10 protein-coding genes and 1 pseudogene are annotated in these 19,667 nt (G+C 44.0%); 8 read left to right on the top strand and 3 right to left on the bottom strand.

Annotation, left to right across the window (positions count from 1 at the left end):
• Window positions 1–80 precede the first annotated feature (80 nt).
• From ACXAD8_RS18200 to ACXAD8_RS18190, 3 genes are all read left to right on the top strand, one after another.
• Window positions 81–2,492, top strand: a complete 2,412-nt coding sequence (locus ACXAD8_RS18200; RefSeq protein ID WP_475231398.1) for a TonB-dependent receptor domain-containing protein — start codon at window positions 81–83, stop codon at window positions 2,490–2,492.
• A gap of 152 nt (window positions 2,493–2,644) precedes the next feature.
• On the top strand, window positions 2,645–3,859 hold the full coding sequence (locus ACXAD8_RS18195; RefSeq protein WP_475233018.1) for an MFS transporter: 1,215 nt from the start codon (window positions 2,645–2,647) through the stop codon (window positions 3,857–3,859).
• A gap of 50 nt (window positions 3,860–3,909) precedes the next feature.
• Window positions 3,910–4,782, top strand: a complete 873-nt coding sequence (locus tag ACXAD8_RS18190) for an ROK family protein (RefSeq protein ID WP_475231397.1) — start codon at window positions 3,910–3,912, stop codon at window positions 4,780–4,782.
• A gap of 404 nt (window positions 4,783–5,186) precedes the next feature.
• Here ACXAD8_RS18190 and ACXAD8_RS18185 read toward each other — a convergent pair whose 3' ends face one another.
• The gene (locus ACXAD8_RS18185) at window positions 5,187–5,450 is read right to left on the bottom strand and encodes a hypothetical protein (protein WP_475231396.1); all 264 of its coding nucleotides are present in this window, start codon (window positions 5,448–5,450) and stop codon (window positions 5,187–5,189) included.
• A 675-nt stretch (window positions 5,451–6,125) separates the two neighbouring features.
• Between ACXAD8_RS18185 and ACXAD8_RS18180 the strand changes: the two genes are divergently transcribed.
• Entirely contained in the window at window positions 6,126–9,089 is a 2,964-nt protein-coding gene (locus ACXAD8_RS18180; RefSeq protein WP_475231395.1) for a hypothetical protein, read from the top strand.
• Between the two features lie 269 nt (window positions 9,090–9,358).
• Window positions 9,359–11,227, top strand: a complete 1,869-nt coding sequence (locus ACXAD8_RS18175; protein WP_475231394.1) for an FG-GAP repeat domain-containing protein — start codon at window positions 9,359–9,361, stop codon at window positions 11,225–11,227.
• Window positions 11,228–11,842: 615 nt separating this feature from the next.
• Here ACXAD8_RS18175 and ACXAD8_RS18170 read toward each other — a convergent pair.
• Window positions 11,843–15,511: a hypothetical protein gene (locus tag ACXAD8_RS18170; protein ID WP_475231393.1), complete on the bottom strand. Its 3,669-nt coding sequence runs from the start codon at window positions 15,509–15,511 to the stop codon at window positions 11,843–11,845.
• Window positions 15,512–15,798: 287 nt separating this feature from the next.
• Between ACXAD8_RS18170 and ACXAD8_RS18165 the strand changes: the two genes are divergently transcribed.
• From ACXAD8_RS18165 to ACXAD8_RS18155, 3 genes are all read left to right on the top strand, one after another.
• Window positions 15,799–16,326 (top strand): hypothetical protein, encoded by a 528-nt coding sequence (locus ACXAD8_RS18165; protein ID WP_475231392.1) that lies wholly within the window; start codon window positions 15,799–15,801, stop codon window positions 16,324–16,326.
• 65 nt (window positions 16,327–16,391) lie between these two features.
• On the top strand, window positions 16,392–16,877 hold the full coding sequence (locus tag ACXAD8_RS18160) for a hypothetical protein (protein ID WP_475231391.1): 486 nt from the start codon (window positions 16,392–16,394) through the stop codon (window positions 16,875–16,877).
• Between the two features lie 2 nt (window positions 16,878–16,879).
• On the top strand, window positions 16,880–18,109 hold the full coding sequence (locus ACXAD8_RS18155) for a hypothetical protein (RefSeq protein ID WP_475231390.1): 1,230 nt from the start codon (window positions 16,880–16,882) through the stop codon (window positions 18,107–18,109).
• 500 nt (window positions 18,110–18,609) lie between these two features.
• Here the strand turns inward: ACXAD8_RS18155 and ACXAD8_RS18150 are convergent.
• Window positions 18,610–19,508: pseudogene (locus ACXAD8_RS18150) on the bottom strand (transposase).
• Between the last annotated feature and the right edge of the window lie 159 nt (window positions 19,509–19,667).

Below are 19,667 nucleotides of genomic sequence, written 5' to 3'. Positions count from 1 at the left end.
GGTCAAGTGTTGTGTTTTGACCGCAATAACTTAAGCAATTCTCAAAACACACACTATGCTATTTTTTGTAGGAGAATAAGATGAGCAAGCAACACAACCCCATTGCCATGGCTGTCGCATTCGCATTAACCGCTAGTCCATTACTGGTTAACGGTCAGGAAGCGGAGGCGCAAGACAGCACCGCTGACGTTTTGGATTTTGAAAAGATTATGGTTACCGGTTCCGCCCGTGCCACATCTCGTATGGATTCCAGCGTCTCCTCCAGTACCTTAAGTCCGGGAGATTTTGCCGTGGCCACTCCCAGAGCCACCGCAGAAATCTTTCGCTCTATTCCGGGTATTCGTTCTGAATCTACCGGTGGTGAAGGTAATGCCAATATCGCTGTGCGCGGTTTACCGGTTGCCGCTGGTGGTGCTAAGTTTTTAGTACTTCAGGAAGATGGTTTACCGGTAATGCAATTTGGTGACGTTGCTTTTGGTAACGCCGATATCTTTATTCGCGCTGACTCCACTATCTCAGGTATTGAAGCGATTCGCGGTGGCTCTTCTTCTACTATGGTGAGTAACTCACCGGGTGGTGTGATTAACTTTATCAGCAAGACCGGGGATTTCGGCGGTGGCAGTGTTGCTACCACCTTTGGCCTGGATTACGACAGCTTCCGCACCGATTTTGAATACGGTGATTACATCAACGACTCCACTCGCTTCCACATTGGTGGCTTTTTCCGCGAAGGCGAAGGCCCCAGAGAAACCGGTTACAACGGTAACTCCGGTGGTCAAATCAAGGCCAACTTCACCAAAGATTTTGACACTGGTTACGTGCGAGTGTACGTAAAACACCTGGATGATAAGAGCACCGGCTACTTACCTATGCCCATGTATGCCAACGGCGACTCTATCGAAGGCTTTGATGCTCAATCAGATACCCCTCACTCGGTATATTTGCAAGACACGCTGCGCATAAATGGTGACGGCCAGATCAGCCGTGGCGATATGCGCAACGGTATGCATCCGGTGGTAAACAGTATCGGTTTTGAGGCCAACTTTGACATGGGCGAAGACTGGCAGATGATTAACCGCTTCCGCAAATCCAGCGTGTCGGGCGAATTTGCTTCACCCTTCCCCGCTGAAGTCGCCGGAGCCACCAGCATTGCAGAAAGTATTGCCGGTGAAGGTGCCGGGTTAGTCTACGCCAATGGTCCCAGTGCCGGACAGGCCTACACAGATAGCACGGGCAATGGCCTGGTGATGCGGATTCACACCTTTGACGTAGAAATGGAAGACTTTGATTCCTACGCCAACGACCTGCAACTGTCCCGCGATTTTGACAATGTTTCGCTGACGCTGGGTTACTACAAAGCGCGCCAGAACCTGAAAATGTCCTGGTTGTGGAATTCTTATCTGATGGAAGTCAAAGGCGATAACGCCGCATTGCTGGATGTAGTGGCGCAAGATGGCACAGAGTATTCAGAGAATGGACTTTACGCTTATGGCGTGCCGTTTTGGGGTAACTGCTGTCAGCGCAATTACGATACTCAATATAACCTTGATGCCCCATACATTTCCGTGGCTGGCGAATTTGGTGACTGGAGTCTAGAAGCCAGTTTCCGCCATGACTCAGGTGATGCAACAGGCTCCTATGCCGGAGCGGTCACCAGTAGCATTGATATGAATGGCGATGGCGTGATCTCCATTCCGGAGCAAAATGTGGCTTCTGCCGATCAAGCCAATGCGTCACCGGTTAATTACAGCTGGAGCTATAACTCTTATTCAATTGGTGCCAACTATCGCATTGATGATGACATGGCGGTATTTGGTCGCATCAGCCAGGGTGGTCGTGCCAATGCTGATCGTCTGTTGTTCGGCAAAGTCCGCGCTGATGGCTCAGTCGCCAAAGAAGATGCCGTGGATATGGTGGATCAATACGAATTAGGTCTGAAGTATCGTCAAGACGGATTAGGTTTATTTGTTACTGGTTTTTATGCCGAAACCGAAGAGCAAAACTTTGAAGCCACCACCCAAAACTTCTTTGACAGGGTGTATGAGGCACTGGGTGTAGAAGTTGAAGCGGCGTATGTGGTGAACGACTGGACTTTCAAAGGTGGCTTTACCTGGACCGACGCAGAAATTGCCAAAGATGCACTTAATCCAGCAGTGGAAGGCAATACGCCACGTCGTCAGGCGGATGTCATTTATCAGTTAACCGGTACATATCAGTTTGACAGCGGTAGCGCCGGACTTAACCTGATTGGCACCACCGATGCCTATGCACAGGACAACAATGATCTGAAATTTGATGGCTACACTCAGGTAAACGCCTTCCTGGATTACAGCATCACTGAAAGCCTGACAGTGGCATTAAACATCAATAACCTGTTTGATGAAGTCGGCATTACCGAAGCTGAAGAAGGCAGTGCTGCAGCGACAGATATCATCCGTGCCCGGACGATTAATGGTCGCACCACTTCGTTAACCTTGAAATATCAATTCTGATAAAACTCTGGCCGCTGGGGATTACACCGCGGCCATCTACCTGTGACACAACACAGTCACAAATGATTTTGTACCGGAGGAGTAACCCCATGTCTGAAATACAGGCTCAACATCAACGAAACCTGCAATTGATCCGTTGGCTGACTTACCTGATGTTCATGATGTTTGCCATGACTTCAGATTCCGTGGGTGAAATTATTAAAGAGGTGAAACGGGAATTTGATGTTAACAATACCCAGGCCAGCCTGATGCACTCTCTGTTTATGGTGGGTGTCGCCTTTTCCGGACTATTTTTAGGATTTTTGGCCGATAAATTTGGCCGTAAGAAAACCATTATTCTGGGGCTGGCCCTGTTTGCCGCCTCTTGTTATCTGTTTTTACTGGGCACCTCTTTTACCTTTATTCTCGGGCTTATCACTATTTCAGGCCTGGCTGTCGGCATATTTAAAACTGCGGCACTGGCGCTGATAGGCGACATTTCCACCTCCACTAAAGAACACACTGGCACTATGAATGGTGCAGAAGCCTTCTTCGGTGTTGGCGCCATAATCGGCCCACTGATTGTTGCCTGGCTGATCCGCGAAGGCGTTGACTGGAAATGGCTTTACGTGCTGGCCGGTGGCTTGTGTACCTTACTCATCATTATGGCCTGGAAGGCCGATTATCCAGATCACAGCAAAGGGCTGGAACCGGATGAACCCATTGACGTAAAACGCAGCCTGATGTTGCTGACCAATCCCTATGCTATGGGCTTTTCTGTTGCGGCTTTTTTGTATGTGGCGGCTGAAAGCGCCATTTACGTCTGGATGCCCAGTTACCTGGTGTGTAACGCTACGGATCTGACGTCCACCTTTGACTGTTACCGCGAAGGTCCCGAAAAAATGCTGGCCATGTATGCAGTATCGGCGTTTTTCTCCCTGCGGGCGCTGGGGCGCTTTGTGGGAATCTGGATGATGCAGCACTTCAATTGGGCTGCCGTCATGCTGATGTTCAGCTTAGCTATCTTAATCTGCTTTCTGGGTGGCTTGTGGGGTGGACCGCAACTGGCGCTGTACCTGTTCCCCTTATCGGGCATCTTTATGTCGGTGATTTATCCCACTATCAACTCCAAAGGCATCAGTTGTTTTCCAAAACACGAGCATGGCACAGTAGCTGGCGTCATCTTATTTTTTACTGCCGCCGGTGCGGCGGCTGGCCCGCTAATTATGGGAATTGTCAGTGACGCTAACGGCGGCGACGCCAAGTACGGCTTTATGGTAGCCGCCGGATTTACCGCCCTACTGTTTGTCGGCTTTTTATACAATTATCTGCGCAACCCCACCGAAGCGCGCTTGGCAGAGATTGAACGCACCGAATATCAGGCTTAACTTTTTTACTGCCGGAACCAGGTTTCCGGCAAATTACAGGATCAGATGCAATGACTGAATACTATGCCGTCATCGAGGCCGGCGGCACCAAATTTAATTGTGCCATTGTTAACAATCAGCGGAACATTATCGCATCCACCCGCATCCCCACCACCACGCCCAATCAGACATTATCTGCTTGCGTGGCTTTTTTTCAGGAACAGCAACGACAAGGGTTGAGGTTTTCACAGATGGGCATCGCCAGCTTTGGTCCCCTGGATCTCAAACCCGGCTCCGCCACGTTTGGCTACATCACCGCCACGCCCAAACCAAACTGGGGCAATACCCCTATCTGCCAGGTATTCGCTGATGCACTTAACTGTCAGGTGACTCTGGATACCGACGTAAACGCTGCCGCACTGGCAGAGCATCGCTGGGGCGCTGCACAAGATTGTGAGGTGGTGGTGTATGTCACCATAGGCACTGGCGTAGGTGCCGGTGTGGTGATCAATGGCAAGCCACTACATGGTCTTATCCACGCAGAAGCGGGACACATGATTATTGGCGAGATCGATGGCGTTAAGGGTGTTTGTCCGTTTCACGGCAGTTGCGTCGAAGGTTTGGCTTCCGGTTATGCCATGTCACAAATCTGGCAACAACCTGCCGAAACTTTACCAGATGAGCATCGCGCATGGGAAATTCAGGCACAGGTGGTCGGTACTTTTTGCCATAACCTGTTGCTGAACTACAGCCCGCAAAAAATAGTTTTGGGCGGTGGCGTAATGCAGAAGCCTGGATTATTGGACAAGGTAGTAAAGCACACTGAAACCAGTCTTAACAAATACCTCACCTTGCCTCAGGCGACTCAGTTCAGCGATCTGATTTGCCTGCCGGGACTGGGCGATAAATCCGGTCTTTATGGCGCACTGGCGTTGCTACAATAGGCAGGTTTAGAAAAATTGAATATTTGCATTCTAAGGTTGGATTTAACTTTTGAATGGTAATTGGTAACGCCGCTGTTTTGTGCAAACGTTGGTAGGTCAACAATAGCGATTAATAGCCGCTGGCTTTACACCTTTCACCATGACCGCTTGTTTAAGATAGCCGTCATTCGAAAAGTCCATTTTTACGGGTTTTGGATGACCGCGACTCTTCCAAAGCGGTCGGTCGGCTCTGAAATTCCACGGGCGGCCATCGAACCAGAGCGTACTATCGGTGTTAATGGGTCGACCGAGTAAATTTTTAAGTAGGCGATCGTTGATAGGTTACGAGAAAATTCCACTTTTGACTTCAGTTATTTTTCGGGGGGATTACAAAACAAATCCGCCTCCGAATTTACCGGGGCGACTCACAGAGAGCTTTCGGAATATTTGAGCTTGTCTCTGAAGAGCATGGTAGCAACCATGTCTCTATATACAGGCTCGACATTGTCAGAATCAACAATATAAGCGGTGTAGATTAGTTTCTGTAACCTTTCATCCATTGCATAGTTGTCGCTTTTTAGACCTTTGGATGTAGGAGTGCTTCCCCACATTTTTTCAAAGTCTTTATGGGAAACTACTCTAACCGAAGTTTGTTTATGGGTGATTTCTCTATTTCCATCATCATCCATTTTTAGTTTCGTGGGTGTAGAAGAGCAACTAGCGACTGATAGTAAAATACCTGCAAAGAAAAACCTAATCTGCACGAGCATTATCATCATTCTTCCTCTGTTTCATTTCGTCAACTCTGAGATACGATTCTAAGTATGGATATAAACCTTACATTCGTCACGTCGATTTGAGTTAACAGTCTTTCTGGCGTGTAAGAGATTGATCACAAAGCGTACCGGCAATAGACCCGTGATTGTTCAGGAATAGGTCAAAACAGCCCCGTGAACGCGTTGTATGAATGTAAAGTCGTCCGTCATAACAATTGAAATTTTTAGGATACTCTTAATTGGCAGGGGTCAGTCGCATTGCACAAGTTGATCGGTTACTTTCTTAAATTTTTGTCGTAGCGCAGACTGTTATCGAACGACCGCTTTCATGGAAGTCTGGACCTCTTCCATTGCGGTCATTCGGCAAAGGAAACTTGAAAGACAAAATCGTGCCAAATATCGGACGGTCTTTGGCGCCTGACTTTGTGTGAATTTTACCCCGCCCCGATATAGTCTAAATGATGCAAAAGTTGACTTTTATCCGTTTGCCCTATTGATTAAGTGATGATTCTAAACCAAAGTGATAATGTTATTACACGTACCAGATTGTTCTAACATTTTTAAAAAATTGAATGAGAAAATAGAGTAATGGACATACCTGTAGATCAAGCTGAGTCGATATTTAACCGAATATCTGACGAATTAGTTGACCAACTATCAAATGCCGACACTGAAGAAGACACTAAACTACGTGTTATCAATCGTATTTTGCTCGAGGTGTTGGGTTGGATAACATCTGACATCAAATGTGAAACGAAAAATGACAAAGGATTTTCAGATTATTTGATTTCTGATCACCAAAGCCCTGTTTTTGTTCTTGAGGCAAAAAAGCACGGGTTGCTGAAAATCAGTTCTTCAAAAGAAGACGAAATGAGAACTCTTAAGTTATCTGGGACAAGTCTTAACAAATGCCAAGATGGGATTGAACAAGCAGCTGGTTACATACAAAACAGTGGTGCAGCTTTCGCTGTTTTAAGTGATGGGGCTGCTTGGATCATTTTTAAAGCCTACGTTCCCGGAGCGAATTACAAAGACAAAGAAGCATTCGTATTTCCAAGTATTAATGCCATTAAGAATAACTTTTCCTCATTTTACGAATTATTATCGAAATCAGCCTCTCGTCAAAGACTTTATAGTTTCAAGTTCGATGATCTTCACAACCGGAGATTGAATCTAACCCAAAAATTACACTCTGCAATTGGGGAGAATGAAATTAGAATTTCCCAAAAATCGCCTCTTGCAATGGATCTAGAGAAGGTATTTGACAGGTACTTTGCGGCCATGGCTGGTAGTGATGATGATGAGATTATTATGGAGTGCTTTGTAGAATCTCGAGAGAGCAGAATCGCTGACTTTAGCCTTGAAAAAATTACCGCAAAAGTATTAGGGAACATAGGGTACAAAATCGATGTTAATAATCAGCTTTCCGAGCTGATTCATGACACCGTTTCAGTTGAAGTAAATCAACATACGGGTGAAACCGTTTTTATAGTTGGCCCTACTGGTTCTGGCAAAACGACTTTTCTAGAACGATTCTTTAAAAAGACTCTTTCACGATCACTTAAAGAAAAATGCCTGATATTAAATATAGACTGCCTTCATCATACTGGTTCTGAAGAAACAGTCCTGTCTTGGCTTACTCAAGAATTGATTGGAATTATTGAACAATGCATATTCGAAGAGGGAAGTCCAGATTGGGATGACTTAATGTCTTTGTACGCAGGAGAATACAAGCGCAGAGCAAAGGGGACGGACAAACACTTGTATGAATCTGACAAAACCGCGTTCAAAGTAAAGTTTGGTGAATTTTTAGACGAGCAGGTAGAAAAAAATAGAGAGGAATACCTTAAACGACTTCTACGAGAAATAGTCAGAAATAGAAAAAAGCTACCCATTTTCATAGTCGACAATACTGACGAAAAATCAATTGAGTACAAAACTAGGGTATTTCAGTATTTACAGTCTATGCAATTTGAGGCTCATCATTCATTGTTGTTTTTTCCCGTCACTGATCGGTCGGCGTGGGCGTTTAAAAAAACAGATATTTTTGGGATCTACGAGTCAAAGTCTTTCTTCCTTCCTACCCCATCTCCAAGAGAGGTTTTTCGGAAGCGTGCTGATTATTTGAAACGAACACTGGATTTTATAGGTACAAACACAGAAGTTGGGCATGAAAGTTATCTTGCGCAAAAGGGCATTAGAATATCAATTGAGGATTTACAAGGTTTTACTCAAGCTCTCGAAAGTATCTTTGTAGACCACGAGTTTACGTCAAAAACAATCGGACAACTTTCCAACTACAATATACGTAAAACACTGTTACTTTCGAAGAGAGTGTTAACTTCTTCAGTCATAAAAATTGAAGATTTAGTCCGTTCATATATTAGCGGCAAACCAATTACTACCAGCTATAACCGTTTTATAGATGCCCTTCTAAAGGGCAACTATAGTTTGTACAAACGTAATGATGATTCCGAGATTTTGCCTATATTCGATGTTGACCAGCGAGTTCGACAATCACCACTTGTAAACATCCGCATACTGAGCCTATTGTCTCAGGTATATAACAATGGAAAAAATGTCGAAGAAAAGCATTTAGGGCTTAATTCACTTGTTTCCTACTTCGAATCTATAGGTGGTGACGAGGTTTCAGTTATAACTGCGATTTCCAGACTTTTGGAAGCGAAACTCATTGAACCATATGATATATCAACCTCTGGAATATCCAGTGAACCTGACCTCGCAATTTCCCACAAAGGGCTAATTCATTTGCAACTAGGATTGAAGAACGCTGTATTTTTTTATCAAATGGCACTAATCACTGATATTTCGGACGAAGATGTTGCTCAAAGAATAAAACGTGCTTTTAAACTAACTGAATTCTCAGACCGCATATCAGTAGTCAAACAGGAGTTTTCACTATTTCTTCTTGAAGAAGATAAGAAGTACTTTAAACAGGATACCACAAATCGCAACTATGATTGCCAACTAGATGTTATTCAGGAAATCAAGAAGTTTTCTGACGGCCTCAAAAAACCCGAGGACGATCTTGTTTCAACTATGGGTGAGCAGTTTAAAGATGGTCTTTTGTTCAAAGAGACACTCTGTACTGTAGCTTGGTACGATCCCAAAAAGCGCTATGGATACGCAAATGTAGAAGAACTGGAAGAGGGGGTTTTCTTCCACTTGGATAGACTTTTAGAATGTGGCATTAGTTACATATCCGAAAGCGATAAGATACTTTGTCAAGTCTCAAGGAGTAATAAAGGACTGCAAATAGACAAGATTTTTGATGTTGAGATCGATTCAAAGAGTATAGAGAAAGACAAATGCACAATCCTTCGTTTGTTTGAGGATAGAGATTACGGGTTTGCATCAATAGGCAACACTGAAGACGTTGCTTACCTTCCTACCTATTTATTTAATGCTAAAGCAAGAAAAGAACTAAAAGTCGGGCACCAGTTTACTGCTGAAATTATTTTGGATAGTAGCTTAGGTACTTATCAAATCCGAAGCGTATTAAGTTCTGACGGTGTTAACAAACTGGTTTAAACATATCAGAGTATCAAGGAACTAATAGGGTCAGTTATGATTGAAGATCTGAACTTGGATGTAATGTCCATTATGGTGTGATGGCTGTCAGTGTTGTTTTTGAGCCGACTGTCCGCTTTCATGGAAGTCCGGACCTCTTCCAAAGCGGACAGTCACAAACAAGCTCTTAATAGACAAGACCATTCCATAGACTCGCAGTTCGGTTGCTAATTTTTTAAACGCAATTACAATGACCTTTGTTGAAGTTTTAATCACTGTGAAGTCTTAACATGTCGCTAAAGAAACACCTCGCTGCACTCCTTATTTTTCCTGCTGTAATTTCAGTTCACGCCAAGGAATTTGATTTTGATGGAGATGGCTATGCGGACATCGCAGTCAGGCGCGCTTCTACGGGATATCAATATATTCTCAACTCAACAGGCAGCAACATTGGAGCAGTGCGTGGTGATGGTATTCAGCGTCACGCTCTCGGTGAGCAAGAAACAGATATTCCGGTGACAGGTGATTTTGACGGTGACGGTATCTGGGATATTGGTGTGAGGCGCCCCTCTACCTTTGAATGGATTATCCGCTATAGCTCAACAGGCGAGATTAATACGTTTACGTTTGGTCGTGATGAAGGAGATATTCCTGTGCCTGCCGATTACGATGGTGACGGTATCACAGACTTAGCCGTGAGAAGACCTTCGACGCAATACTGGTATATCAAAAATTCATCTGGAGTAGATGAGCGAACGGGACACAGTGACGGGATTACCCGTGAAATCTTTGGTAGACAGTCCACCGATATTCCTGTTCCTGCTGATTACGATGGTGATGGCAAAGCAGACATTGCCGTCAGACGCACATCCAACTTTACGTGGTATATCAAAAACTCCAGTGGCTCTGATTTCAATTCGGACAACGGTGATGGGATTCAGCGCATTGTATTTGGTAAGAATGAAAACGATATCGCTGTGCCTGCTGACTACAACGGTGATGGTTACGCAGATATCGCTGTAAGAAGACCATCTAATTTTACGTGGTACATCAAAAATTCCAATGGTGATAATTACAATTCAACAAAAGGCGATGGAATCCAACGAATTGTCTTTGGCAAAAACGAAAACGATATTCCAGTAGTGGCTGATTATGACGGTGACGGTATCGCGGATATCGCTGTGAGACGAGCATCCAATCAAATGTTCTACATAAATAACAGTAGCGGAAACAACTTCAATTCAAGCAATGAAGACGGTATCCAGCGACATAATTTTGGACAGCAAGGGGCGGATATTGCAATTGCTCAACCAAGTCATAAGCTGCATTCTCAAATAGACAGCATAGATGTCATCGAAGTTGCAGGCATTAGGATAAAAGTTGATAACAATTTTGAAGGTGAGTCTAGGATTAAATTGACTAACACTGGCGGGGAGTTTGATTTAGGAGAAGTTCTAAGTTACCTAGTTTCAAAGCAAAAAATCCCTGAAGGTACGTCTCTATCATTTGATGTTTATGTCAGCAATGAAGATTTCACTGAGCGTGATTTACTTGAAAACACAGCGGCAGTTCCAGCACCCAATGATCCAGAGCATATATTTATTCCCACAGTGCAGTGGGGCTTCGAAAATGATGTTTTCATGCCTGCTCAAGGAGATAGTGTTTATATTGTTACCGAACTTAATCAAATAACAGAAATATCGGGATATGTTGCAGGACCTGAAGATGTGAGAGGAACAATCTACAATACTGTTTCGATTGCAGGAGTCCACTTTACTCTGGAGAATACAGAAAATACCAGCGTAATAAGTTATGAAAACCTAAGCTTTGACGTTCCTGAAGATGCTTACATTACGCACATTGTTACCAGTGATAGTGACAGACCTCTTTCTGGTACGGCATTTGAAGTGTATCTGTCGGTAAACGGAGTATATGAGCACGTTGGCAGGAAAGGAGCTGTCGCAATTCCAGACAGAGTTAATAATTACGCAGTTACAGTTAGTTCATCGTCGAGAATGCTGTATTCCAATATCGGCTTAGGTGTTCAAAATAGAATTAAGATTGAAAATACTGCGAGCGATAATAGTGCTATTTATAACATAACGGGTTTTGTGATTAACTCTCCAAGCACTGGGCAAGTTGCCTATTACATATACTAACCAAACAACAAGCAGAAGCTACTATTAAGGGAGGCGATTAGTGGTGAAGTATTATGTGATTACACCAGTAAAAACATTCATCTAATTAGCGATCTCGATTGTCTGCTTTCATGGAAAAGCAGTTAGTCATTCCACATGTTTTTGACTGGCGGTTCAGTCCTTAAGGTAAGATGAGTCAGTTGACCAGTATATTAGTGGTTTAATTGTGACATTTGGAAAGTACCTAAAACTCATTTCCCAACCAACTGACGTTTCAGCACGTCAGGGCCGGAAGCAAGTGTTCCAACCTCAAAATGCAAATAGCCCTAATTCCTTTGGCTCCATAGAACCTAAATCATCAGTTTGGTGTAGCATAACCAGCATTTATCATTTCCTCACTCACTGAATTGCCACATCAAAGTCGGCAATGGACTTGGCCGTCATTAAATAAATCCAAGGCGATATGGCAAATAGCTCAAATTGATACCCGAGCAACACTGCCATCAGCACATAGAACCCTTTTTTCGCACGGATAAAACATGAAAGATGCATCTCCAAATTGATTGTCTTTTCAATATTTTATTTCATTATTAGCCAGAGAAACCAATTTCGCTCGCTTTTAGGTAAGTGGTACATTTAAGATGTTTCAAAATATCGTTCATACATAGTGTTACTTTCGTGCTCAGCGACATTGACCTTTTGGTCAGGGAAACTAAAAAATCCAGATTGTAGTTCTCCATACTCATCCCAACGGACCTGCTGTATGTCATTAATAGAAGTGCTTTTAAGCAGGGAGGTTATTTGGTTGTCTGGAACGGTATAATCATTGAGCACAAAGCGCACGACACGATTAAATTCTGTTAACTTTATTAAATACCCTGACGTGGTTATTTTGCGGTAAACCCGTTCTAGTCTAGGCAAAATATATTCGCCAGATAGTGTTTGGCCAAACACCACATCATTTAGGGCTTTCTCTTTTTCGCGCATATAGGCAGCGTAATGCTGTGCGGAATAACGAAGTTGTTGTTTAGACAAAAAGTATTTAGTGTTGTTATGCGCGAATCGGGCGATGTGGAAAACAACGTCCATGATCTCAATGTTGATCAAAAACAATTCAAATTCTCTATCGTTTGATACTGTTCGCAAATAGTCAAGATACTGACGAAGTAAGTCGAAGTGAGCATTGTCAACTTTATCTTTTGATGCACACAACATCGCTCTTACCGTCAAATAGATATACTGAGTTTTAAGATAAACTCCTGGGAAATTCTGTTTATAGAAAGGGATCTTTTGTTCGATAAGCACAGTGTCGCCACAAGCAAGTTCAGCAGGCGAAATTTTGCAAAGACGCAAATAATGTTGTAACAGTGATAAACGCTGTTGATTGACTATGGTAGTTGCCGCCCCTGGATGATACTTATCAACCTGCCCCACACTCAGGTCCCGGTAGCGCTGGTCGATATCCAGCATAATCAATGCGATGTCATCACGTAACGGATGTTCCTGCGGCATTGATGAATACAAATATGAGGCTGAACGAATAATCTCTGTGGCTTCACCAATAGCGGGGATCGTCATTTCATGAATCGCATGTCTGGTCAATTGAAGGATCACAAGCCTTGAACTGTTAAATGTTTTTATGGGAAGTTGGACCTCGTATTGTTGCATATCATCCTGAGATGCAAGGTGATCGAAACAAAGCTGTAAATACCGCAGTATCTTATAGATCCTGACAGTTCCGCTGATATAGCGTTGAAAAAGTGCGATACGCATCGCGTGCATCAGGAATTTGAACAGATATTTAGTCAGGTGCGCGTCTAGGCAGACCTGAACAGTGTCATCAACCTGTTCAAAACAGAGCTTAAGCCCTTCGATGTGCTCCAGTCCTAACAAGGATGCCACCACCCGTCTGTTACAATGCAAAGCAGAACGAAGCGAATTACGACGGATCAACCCCTGCACACGAAGCGATTCGATGTGAATATTTCGCGTAAACGGCACCTTCGATGACAGAGCGGAATTTATTTCACCGATAAAAAACGGTAAATGCATTCGATTGCCATAATCACACAAATTTGCAACACTCTTACTCTGACCGATGATAACTTCCAGAAAGCCATAATCCTGCGAACGGTAGGCCGCGACTGCGGCGGCGGTATATAAGTCAATGGCTCTGTCAGATATCGATTCAAGCAATAGCATATTGAGGCCAGGCAAGACCTGTGAGGTCCTATTATTGGAGAGTTCATCTAACCTATTTTTAAAACCGCAATGAAAAAAACGGATCAGTATGGACAATTTATATCGGTTGAAGTCCGTACTATTTGACAACCGGTAATAGTGACCATCTCCATTTTCGATAACGTCGTACAATTGAAAACATTTTCGCAAGGTGTCTGGGGCAGACAACCGTTTTGCCGGGTCGAATTTATAACAGGTACTCATCCATTCCTGGCTGGGGATAAAAGCTACCGTTTCACGGTGCCCCATACTGACATTGACCGACGCTAAGGCATGGTTCAGCTGATTGATACGTTGACTGGTGATCGGATCCAGCGCTTGATTTGAATAGAACTCTTCGCTGACTGTTTTTGCCATTGCAGCGATGCGCTGATCTAACAAACAGGCGATTAACCAATGGGTTGAGCGTCTGATGAACTGCAACCGTTGGTGGGTATCGACGAATAATCCCAATCTTTCTTTGAGTCTGACAGGAATGTAGATACCATCGCCACTATCTACAGCATGGACCCGGTGCCGTTTAACGATTAACCTGCGCAGCAATTCAATGGATTTTTCAATATGGGTATAAATGGCTTCTTCCTGGGTCTTGATGGTAGCCTTCAAAAAATGCTCTTTATCCTCAAATCCTAATGAGGTAAACAACTTATTTTTTGTGTGGTTATAACTAAACTGTGCGCATATCACATCATCTTTACCAATGTAATATCGCAACAGTTGCCCGATCATTTTGGTGATTTCATGCTTGGTCAGTTCGTTACTGCTAAGCGTTAATATTAAAAGCACAAGAAAGGTGATGGGGGCCTGGTGTTGAAGATAAGCAAAGCCGAAACGATTGATGCAGGCGTCATCATCACGGGTACACGCTTCCATCAGATAATCAATATTACACTCCAGTGCTGCGGTGATTTCGGGATCGTCAGCGTATATCTGAGTCACCTTGCTTAACATTTCCATCATCAGATAATTGTCGTAACTTAACGGCACGCCATCTTCATAAAACGCATTATCGTCTGATACCAGTCCACATTTTTCATATTCGGTACGCATTTCTTGCCAATAATTATGCACTGGTAAATGCACTGACACTGGCGTAAGTGGCGAATGCATCTCCCTTGATATGACATTAGATGTATCATGTGCCACCAACAGCACATCAAAAGACGTGTGCTCAATCATGTTGACAACCGATTTGATCAACTCCTGGTGCTGGTGGTTGTTAAGATAATGGCTATCCAGTTTTGAATCCGCATCAAGATAAATAATCAACAACTTATTGCGTGAGAGCTCCGCTAGGGAGTGAATGGAGCTTTTTGCAAGAGCTGGTAAGTGAAGCCGGGCACTCATGTTGGCCATCAGCATCGTTCGTAGTTGCTCGGGGGTGTCTAAAGCTGAGGTATCTATACAGCCGATGTAATCATACGAAAACGTCGTCTGGTTTTGCTGAGCTTTGCCTAACATACAGTGTTTTTTTATTTGGCTGGCCAAATAAGTAAGTATTTCGGTTGTTTGCAGCACCGGCATCTCGACTAGCCAGATGTTGCGGTTCTCGGGTTGATAAGCGTTTGCGTAATCCACCACTAGTCCGTTTAAGGCACTTATGTGGTCCAGGTGTAGATCAGGCTCAAACTCTCTGTCTGATGGAAACTGATCAACAGGGACGTGGGTTGGCCAGTGGCGGTTTTCTAAGGCATAGATCAATGTTGTAATTGAATCACATACCCTGTCAAAAAAATCGTCTGGATAGGGGGAGGCTAACATTGTATTGGCATACAACAGCTCTTCACGGATTACATTGATATCCTGAACATGCTGTTCGGGGCTGGGGTGGCGCTGGAAGCTTTTCAGGATTTTATGTTTAAAGCGACTTTCTTTTTCTAACGTTTTATTGGCTTTTTTTTGCTTTAACTGCGTGATTGCATCTGTTGCAAAAAAACCGAACAGATTAATGCGTACGGAAGTAGGTATATTATCATTGCCTTCCATGGAAAGAACTTCAGGGTACACATGCCAGTAATCCTGCCATGTTTTGATATAGCCTACAGCTTGTTTAGTGCTCTCCATTTATGGATACCCGATATTATTAGACCTCATATTTGCAGTATAGTTCACTTAGAGTAGAGTTCCATAAAATGCAAAAAGGGGCGAGAAAATGGGAGGAGGTTTTTAGCTAACTTAATATTTACTTTTTTGCATTACAGTTTGCCATTTCAACACCTTTCGCATTCTGCAATTTTTGTCATACTTAACTTGACCATCAGGTCAAACCGGCGTCAGGGCCGCTTATGCAAGTGATACGACCCACAAGTGATAAGCGACCCTGGCCAGCTAACGTACATTTGGAGAATACCATGAATCAATTTGAAAAAGTAACTGCTCGCACTGCATTAGCGGTGGCTATTGCTACCAGCGTGTGTGTTTCGGTGCCCGCTACTGCCGGGCAATGGGCAAAAGCAGGCGCGATCGGTTTTGCCGCAGAAACCCTTACCGGTGTTGGTGAACGAGTGATGAATTCAGACACGATGGGTGCCATTGATACGGCACTAGTGCATCGCATTATGGAAGAGGGTTCATTTAGCGCCAGTGCAGGTGTTGAAATTAAGCAGGATGTGGATGTTAAATCGGTAGAGGCCGATAACTCTGCGGTCAATATTGCCGTTACCGAAGCCGCCGATTCGAAGGTGACCTCCTTGAAGGTTGAGCAGGATGTGACTGTTCAGAAAGTCAAAGCAGAAGACAGTCTGGTCGAAATCGGCATGGTCGGCCTAAATGGCTTTAAAGGCAATTCGGTTGATGTTACTCAAAATATCAATGTGGGTACTGTGAAAGCAAACGGATCGGCGGTCAAAATGGGTGGAGCCTACTTAGGCCAGAGATAATCACGGATGGTAAACCAAATCGCCACTGAGTTTTGCTCGGTGGCGCTTTTTTAGGAGTTATCATTATGCAAAAGCTTAAACAACTATTTCTGGCTGCTTTGCTAAGCACCCTGCCCCTTTATCCCACCCTCATTGAGGCTGGCGAATGGGGTAAGATTAAATCAGCCAAACAGGCATGGGGCCAGTTCAAAGCCCAGTATGGGAAGGCTTCGGGGTGTGGTTTATATTTGCACACGAAGGTAAAATATCCACGTCGTAACTACGTCCGCATTAACGTGAAGCATGATCTGGCAAATCGTTATTATGCGCGCCGCCTGCCATATTGTGAGGCCATTGTTATTACTGATGTGCGAACTGACTTAAACTCAATCAAGGATATGGTGTTGGGTGAAGTGTATCTGGGCTCAATACGCGCGCCCAATATTACTAACATTGTTGTCGCGGAAGATTTATCTGCACCTAACATTACGGTTGGCGAAATCCACGGTACCCATTTACAAAATGTGCATCAGGAAATCTACACCGGCAACATTAACGCAGGAGGGCATTAGTCATGTCAATGCGCGCTAAACAATCCATTAAAACGTTGTTTGTTGTTGGGGCGGGACTTTCATCCCTCAGCGGATGCGTCATCACTGACGCGCAACGTACTTTGATAGAACCACAAGCCAATATAAACTACCTAAGCCCGGCTCAAGTCACCAAACAGTTACACACGCCAGGTAACCTATTACGGGAGATCCTCAATACAGAAGATGTCTCTTATTACACACTTTCTTACGGCACCATGAGCGCCCCAGGTGAATGTTACGGTGCCAATCCTTTTGAGTCAGGTGTGTATCAGGCCCTGTTACGCGTCAACGGTAAGAAACTTGATATTGCTCACCATAGGCTCATCGATAACAGACTGGCAAAAGGCTACCAGGATGTATTTGCTAACAACAGACGCTATATTGTAAGGGAAGATGGTTCGGTTGTACTTCCATCGGTACATAAGAAAAAGCTAGAGCAGGTCGCCATCGCTGATCAGATTGATGCTACATCGGTAAATGTCGTCATTTTCGCCAATAATTGTGAGCCGGTGACAGTAGAAGCGGAGCGCGGTATATCCGGCGGTATGGAAGTATCTGCATGGGGGCTTCAGTTCACCATCCCAATGTCTCATGACAAAGAGGTGCTTAAATACGATAATTGCCTGACTACATCGTTCTTTAATCCGGTCGATGTGGCGATTCCAGGTATGACCTCAACGTTGTGCACTTATGTGTTACAGGCCGAAAGCGGTGCAGTGATTGGATTTAACTTTACCGACGGTAAAACCAGTTCCGGATTTAATCTGGACTTTGGCTTGTCAGGCAAAATAAGTAAAGATCAACTGAATTCAGCTATAGCGCAGATGACGGTAATGAGCCTGCTTTCCGAAAGTATTGGTGCCCCGGTCGGTATGTGGTTTGACGATAAAAAGGCTGGACCGGCTGACTGGTTTCAATTGCAAACAGCCGTACGTAATCATGAACATGCCTCTGAAACGCAAAAAATCATGATGGTACAGCGGATGCTGACACTATTATTAGGTCGACATATCTCCATGGATGGTGAGGAAGGTAAGCAGACTCAGGAGGCATTGCGGGCCTACATTAAACAATCTCGTTTTAAAGCAGAGATTACTAATGACAGAAATCTAACCATCACAAGTCAGTCGTTATTATTTTGCATGATGCGAGAGTACTGGGATATCGATCCACCGAGCACTAGCGTACACCACCCTAGCAATAAGACGTAAGCCAGCATGTGCTGGCTTTCTTATCGACTATGTGGCGAGAAAACCCAGAGAACTTTAGTCGCTGGGTAGTTCACTGTGATTAAAACTTCAAAGATTTTATTGTTAATTAGGTGAATTTTTGTGCAACCGAACTGCGAGTCTATGGAATGGTTTGGTCTATTAAGAGTGTGCTTGTGATCGTCCGCTTTCATGGAGGAGCAGTCAGTCATTCCACATGTTTCTGACTGGCGGTAAGATGAGTCAGTTGACCGGTATATTAGTGGTTTAATAAATAATAAAAAGACATCCACTTTAAAATTCATTCAGCTCTCTTTTTTTCAAAATCTCAGGCCTCCCTATTAATTTTTTCTAAATTTCTGGGAAGAAACACATCAGAGAGCGGATTCAGACTATTAAATAGTGCTTTCTGGGTTAGAAATTACAACTTCAAAAAGATATAGGCAGGTGCGCGCCTTACCTTGCGGCAATTATGCTTTTAGTTGGCGTTAAGATAGTAGTTGTCAGCCGAATAATCGAATCGCGGCGTTTTTATCTCTGAGTCGCTTTAACTTATGTCGGTGTTTGTATGCTTCAAGATAAGATTCACTGCCTGCAGCATGATGAAAACAGCTTTCAAATTGAGTAGCTAGTTCCTGCCATTGCTCAGGTTTGAGGTTGAGGCGTTCCAATATCGCAGGTGTTGATTCTTCAATGGAGCCGCGTTTATTGGGTAAGATAGCTCTGCCCGTGATATCCACCAACTCCAGATAATCTGTTCAGGTGAAAGGGTAAACCATGGGGCATATCCTCTTTGATATTACCGGCAAAAGGTGTCAGGAATTTAGGTGTTTTTCCTGCTTTGGTGGCATTGACACGATACTGAATGCTGGTATGGTCAGATTCTTCCGGTGTTTCAGCCATTTTGACTCTGATGGGATTTAAGTCAACATAGGCCATGCAGGCTGCAAGCGCAGCTTCATCCAGTAGTGCCTGGGACTTAAATCGACCTTCCCAGAAACGACCTGTGCACTTATCTTCCTTATTGGCTTCTCTGGCTATGTATTCATTTAAATAGCGCATAAACCAGCTGATATCCGTCAGTCGCTTTCTGTAAGGTGCCATTACTGAGCCTGTGCCAGCGGCGAATGACTTCCTCGGTATCCCAGCTGTCAGATAAATCTTTGTGAATGTGCAATACCAGGTGGGTGTGATTGCTCATCACTGCATAAGCACAGACATCAATAGCAAAAATTTGAGATAAAAAATGAATGCGGTCTTCAACCCACTGACGACGGTGTTCATAGCTAACCCCGGTTTGTTTGTCTTTCCCGCATAAATAGGCTCTACGCACACAACGGGAAACACAGTGGTAATAGGGCGTATCTTCAAGGCAGATTTGTGCCTTCCTGGCTTTTGGCATGTGGACTCCTCCTGAGCCTGCAAAATGAAGTACTAATTTTGCACAAACTGGAGTGTTTGAAAACTGTACTGAAGTACAGTTATGATGGGTGTCATTGTTAGTAATCCGCGCATTCAAGGAGAATAGCGTGCCACTTAAAGGCGTAATATTAGAAAAAGG

Source organism: Planctobacterium sp. AWH2_060 (genome assembly GCF_056158425.1).
This window is presented reverse-complemented; position numbering and strand designations above follow the sequence as displayed.

Bases quoted from the DNA above. Each gene is read 5' to 3' on its own strand.
- ACXAD8_RS18190 (WP_475231397.1), top strand. From the start codon at position 3,910: ATGACTGAATACTATGCCGTCATCGAGGCCGGCGGCACCAAATTTAAT.
- ACXAD8_RS18200 (WP_475231398.1), top strand. From the start codon at position 81: ATGAGCAAGCAACACAACCCCATTGCCATGGCTGTCGCATTCGCATTA.
- ACXAD8_RS18175 (WP_475231394.1), top strand. From the start codon at position 9,359: ATGTCGCTAAAGAAACACCTCGCTGCACTCCTTATTTTTCCTGCTGTA.
- ACXAD8_RS18180 (WP_475231395.1), top strand. From the start codon at position 6,126: ATGGACATACCTGTAGATCAAGCTGAGTCGATATTTAACCGAATATCT.
- ACXAD8_RS18170 (WP_475231393.1), bottom strand. From the start codon at position 15,511: ATGGAGAGCACTAAACAAGCTGTAGGCTATATCAAAACATGGCAGGAT.
- ACXAD8_RS18155 (WP_475231390.1), top strand. From the start codon at position 16,880: ATGTCAATGCGCGCTAAACAATCCATTAAAACGTTGTTTGTTGTTGGG.
- ACXAD8_RS18185 (WP_475231396.1), bottom strand. From the start codon at position 5,450: ATGGATGATGATGGAAATAGAGAAATCACCCATAAACAAACTTCGGTT.
- ACXAD8_RS18165 (WP_475231392.1), top strand. From the start codon at position 15,799: ATGAATCAATTTGAAAAAGTAACTGCTCGCACTGCATTAGCGGTGGCT.
- ACXAD8_RS18195 (WP_475233018.1), top strand. From the start codon at position 2,645: ATGTTCATGATGTTTGCCATGACTTCAGATTCCGTGGGTGAAATTATT.
- ACXAD8_RS18160 (WP_475231391.1), top strand. From the start codon at position 16,392: ATGCAAAAGCTTAAACAACTATTTCTGGCTGCTTTGCTAAGCACCCTG.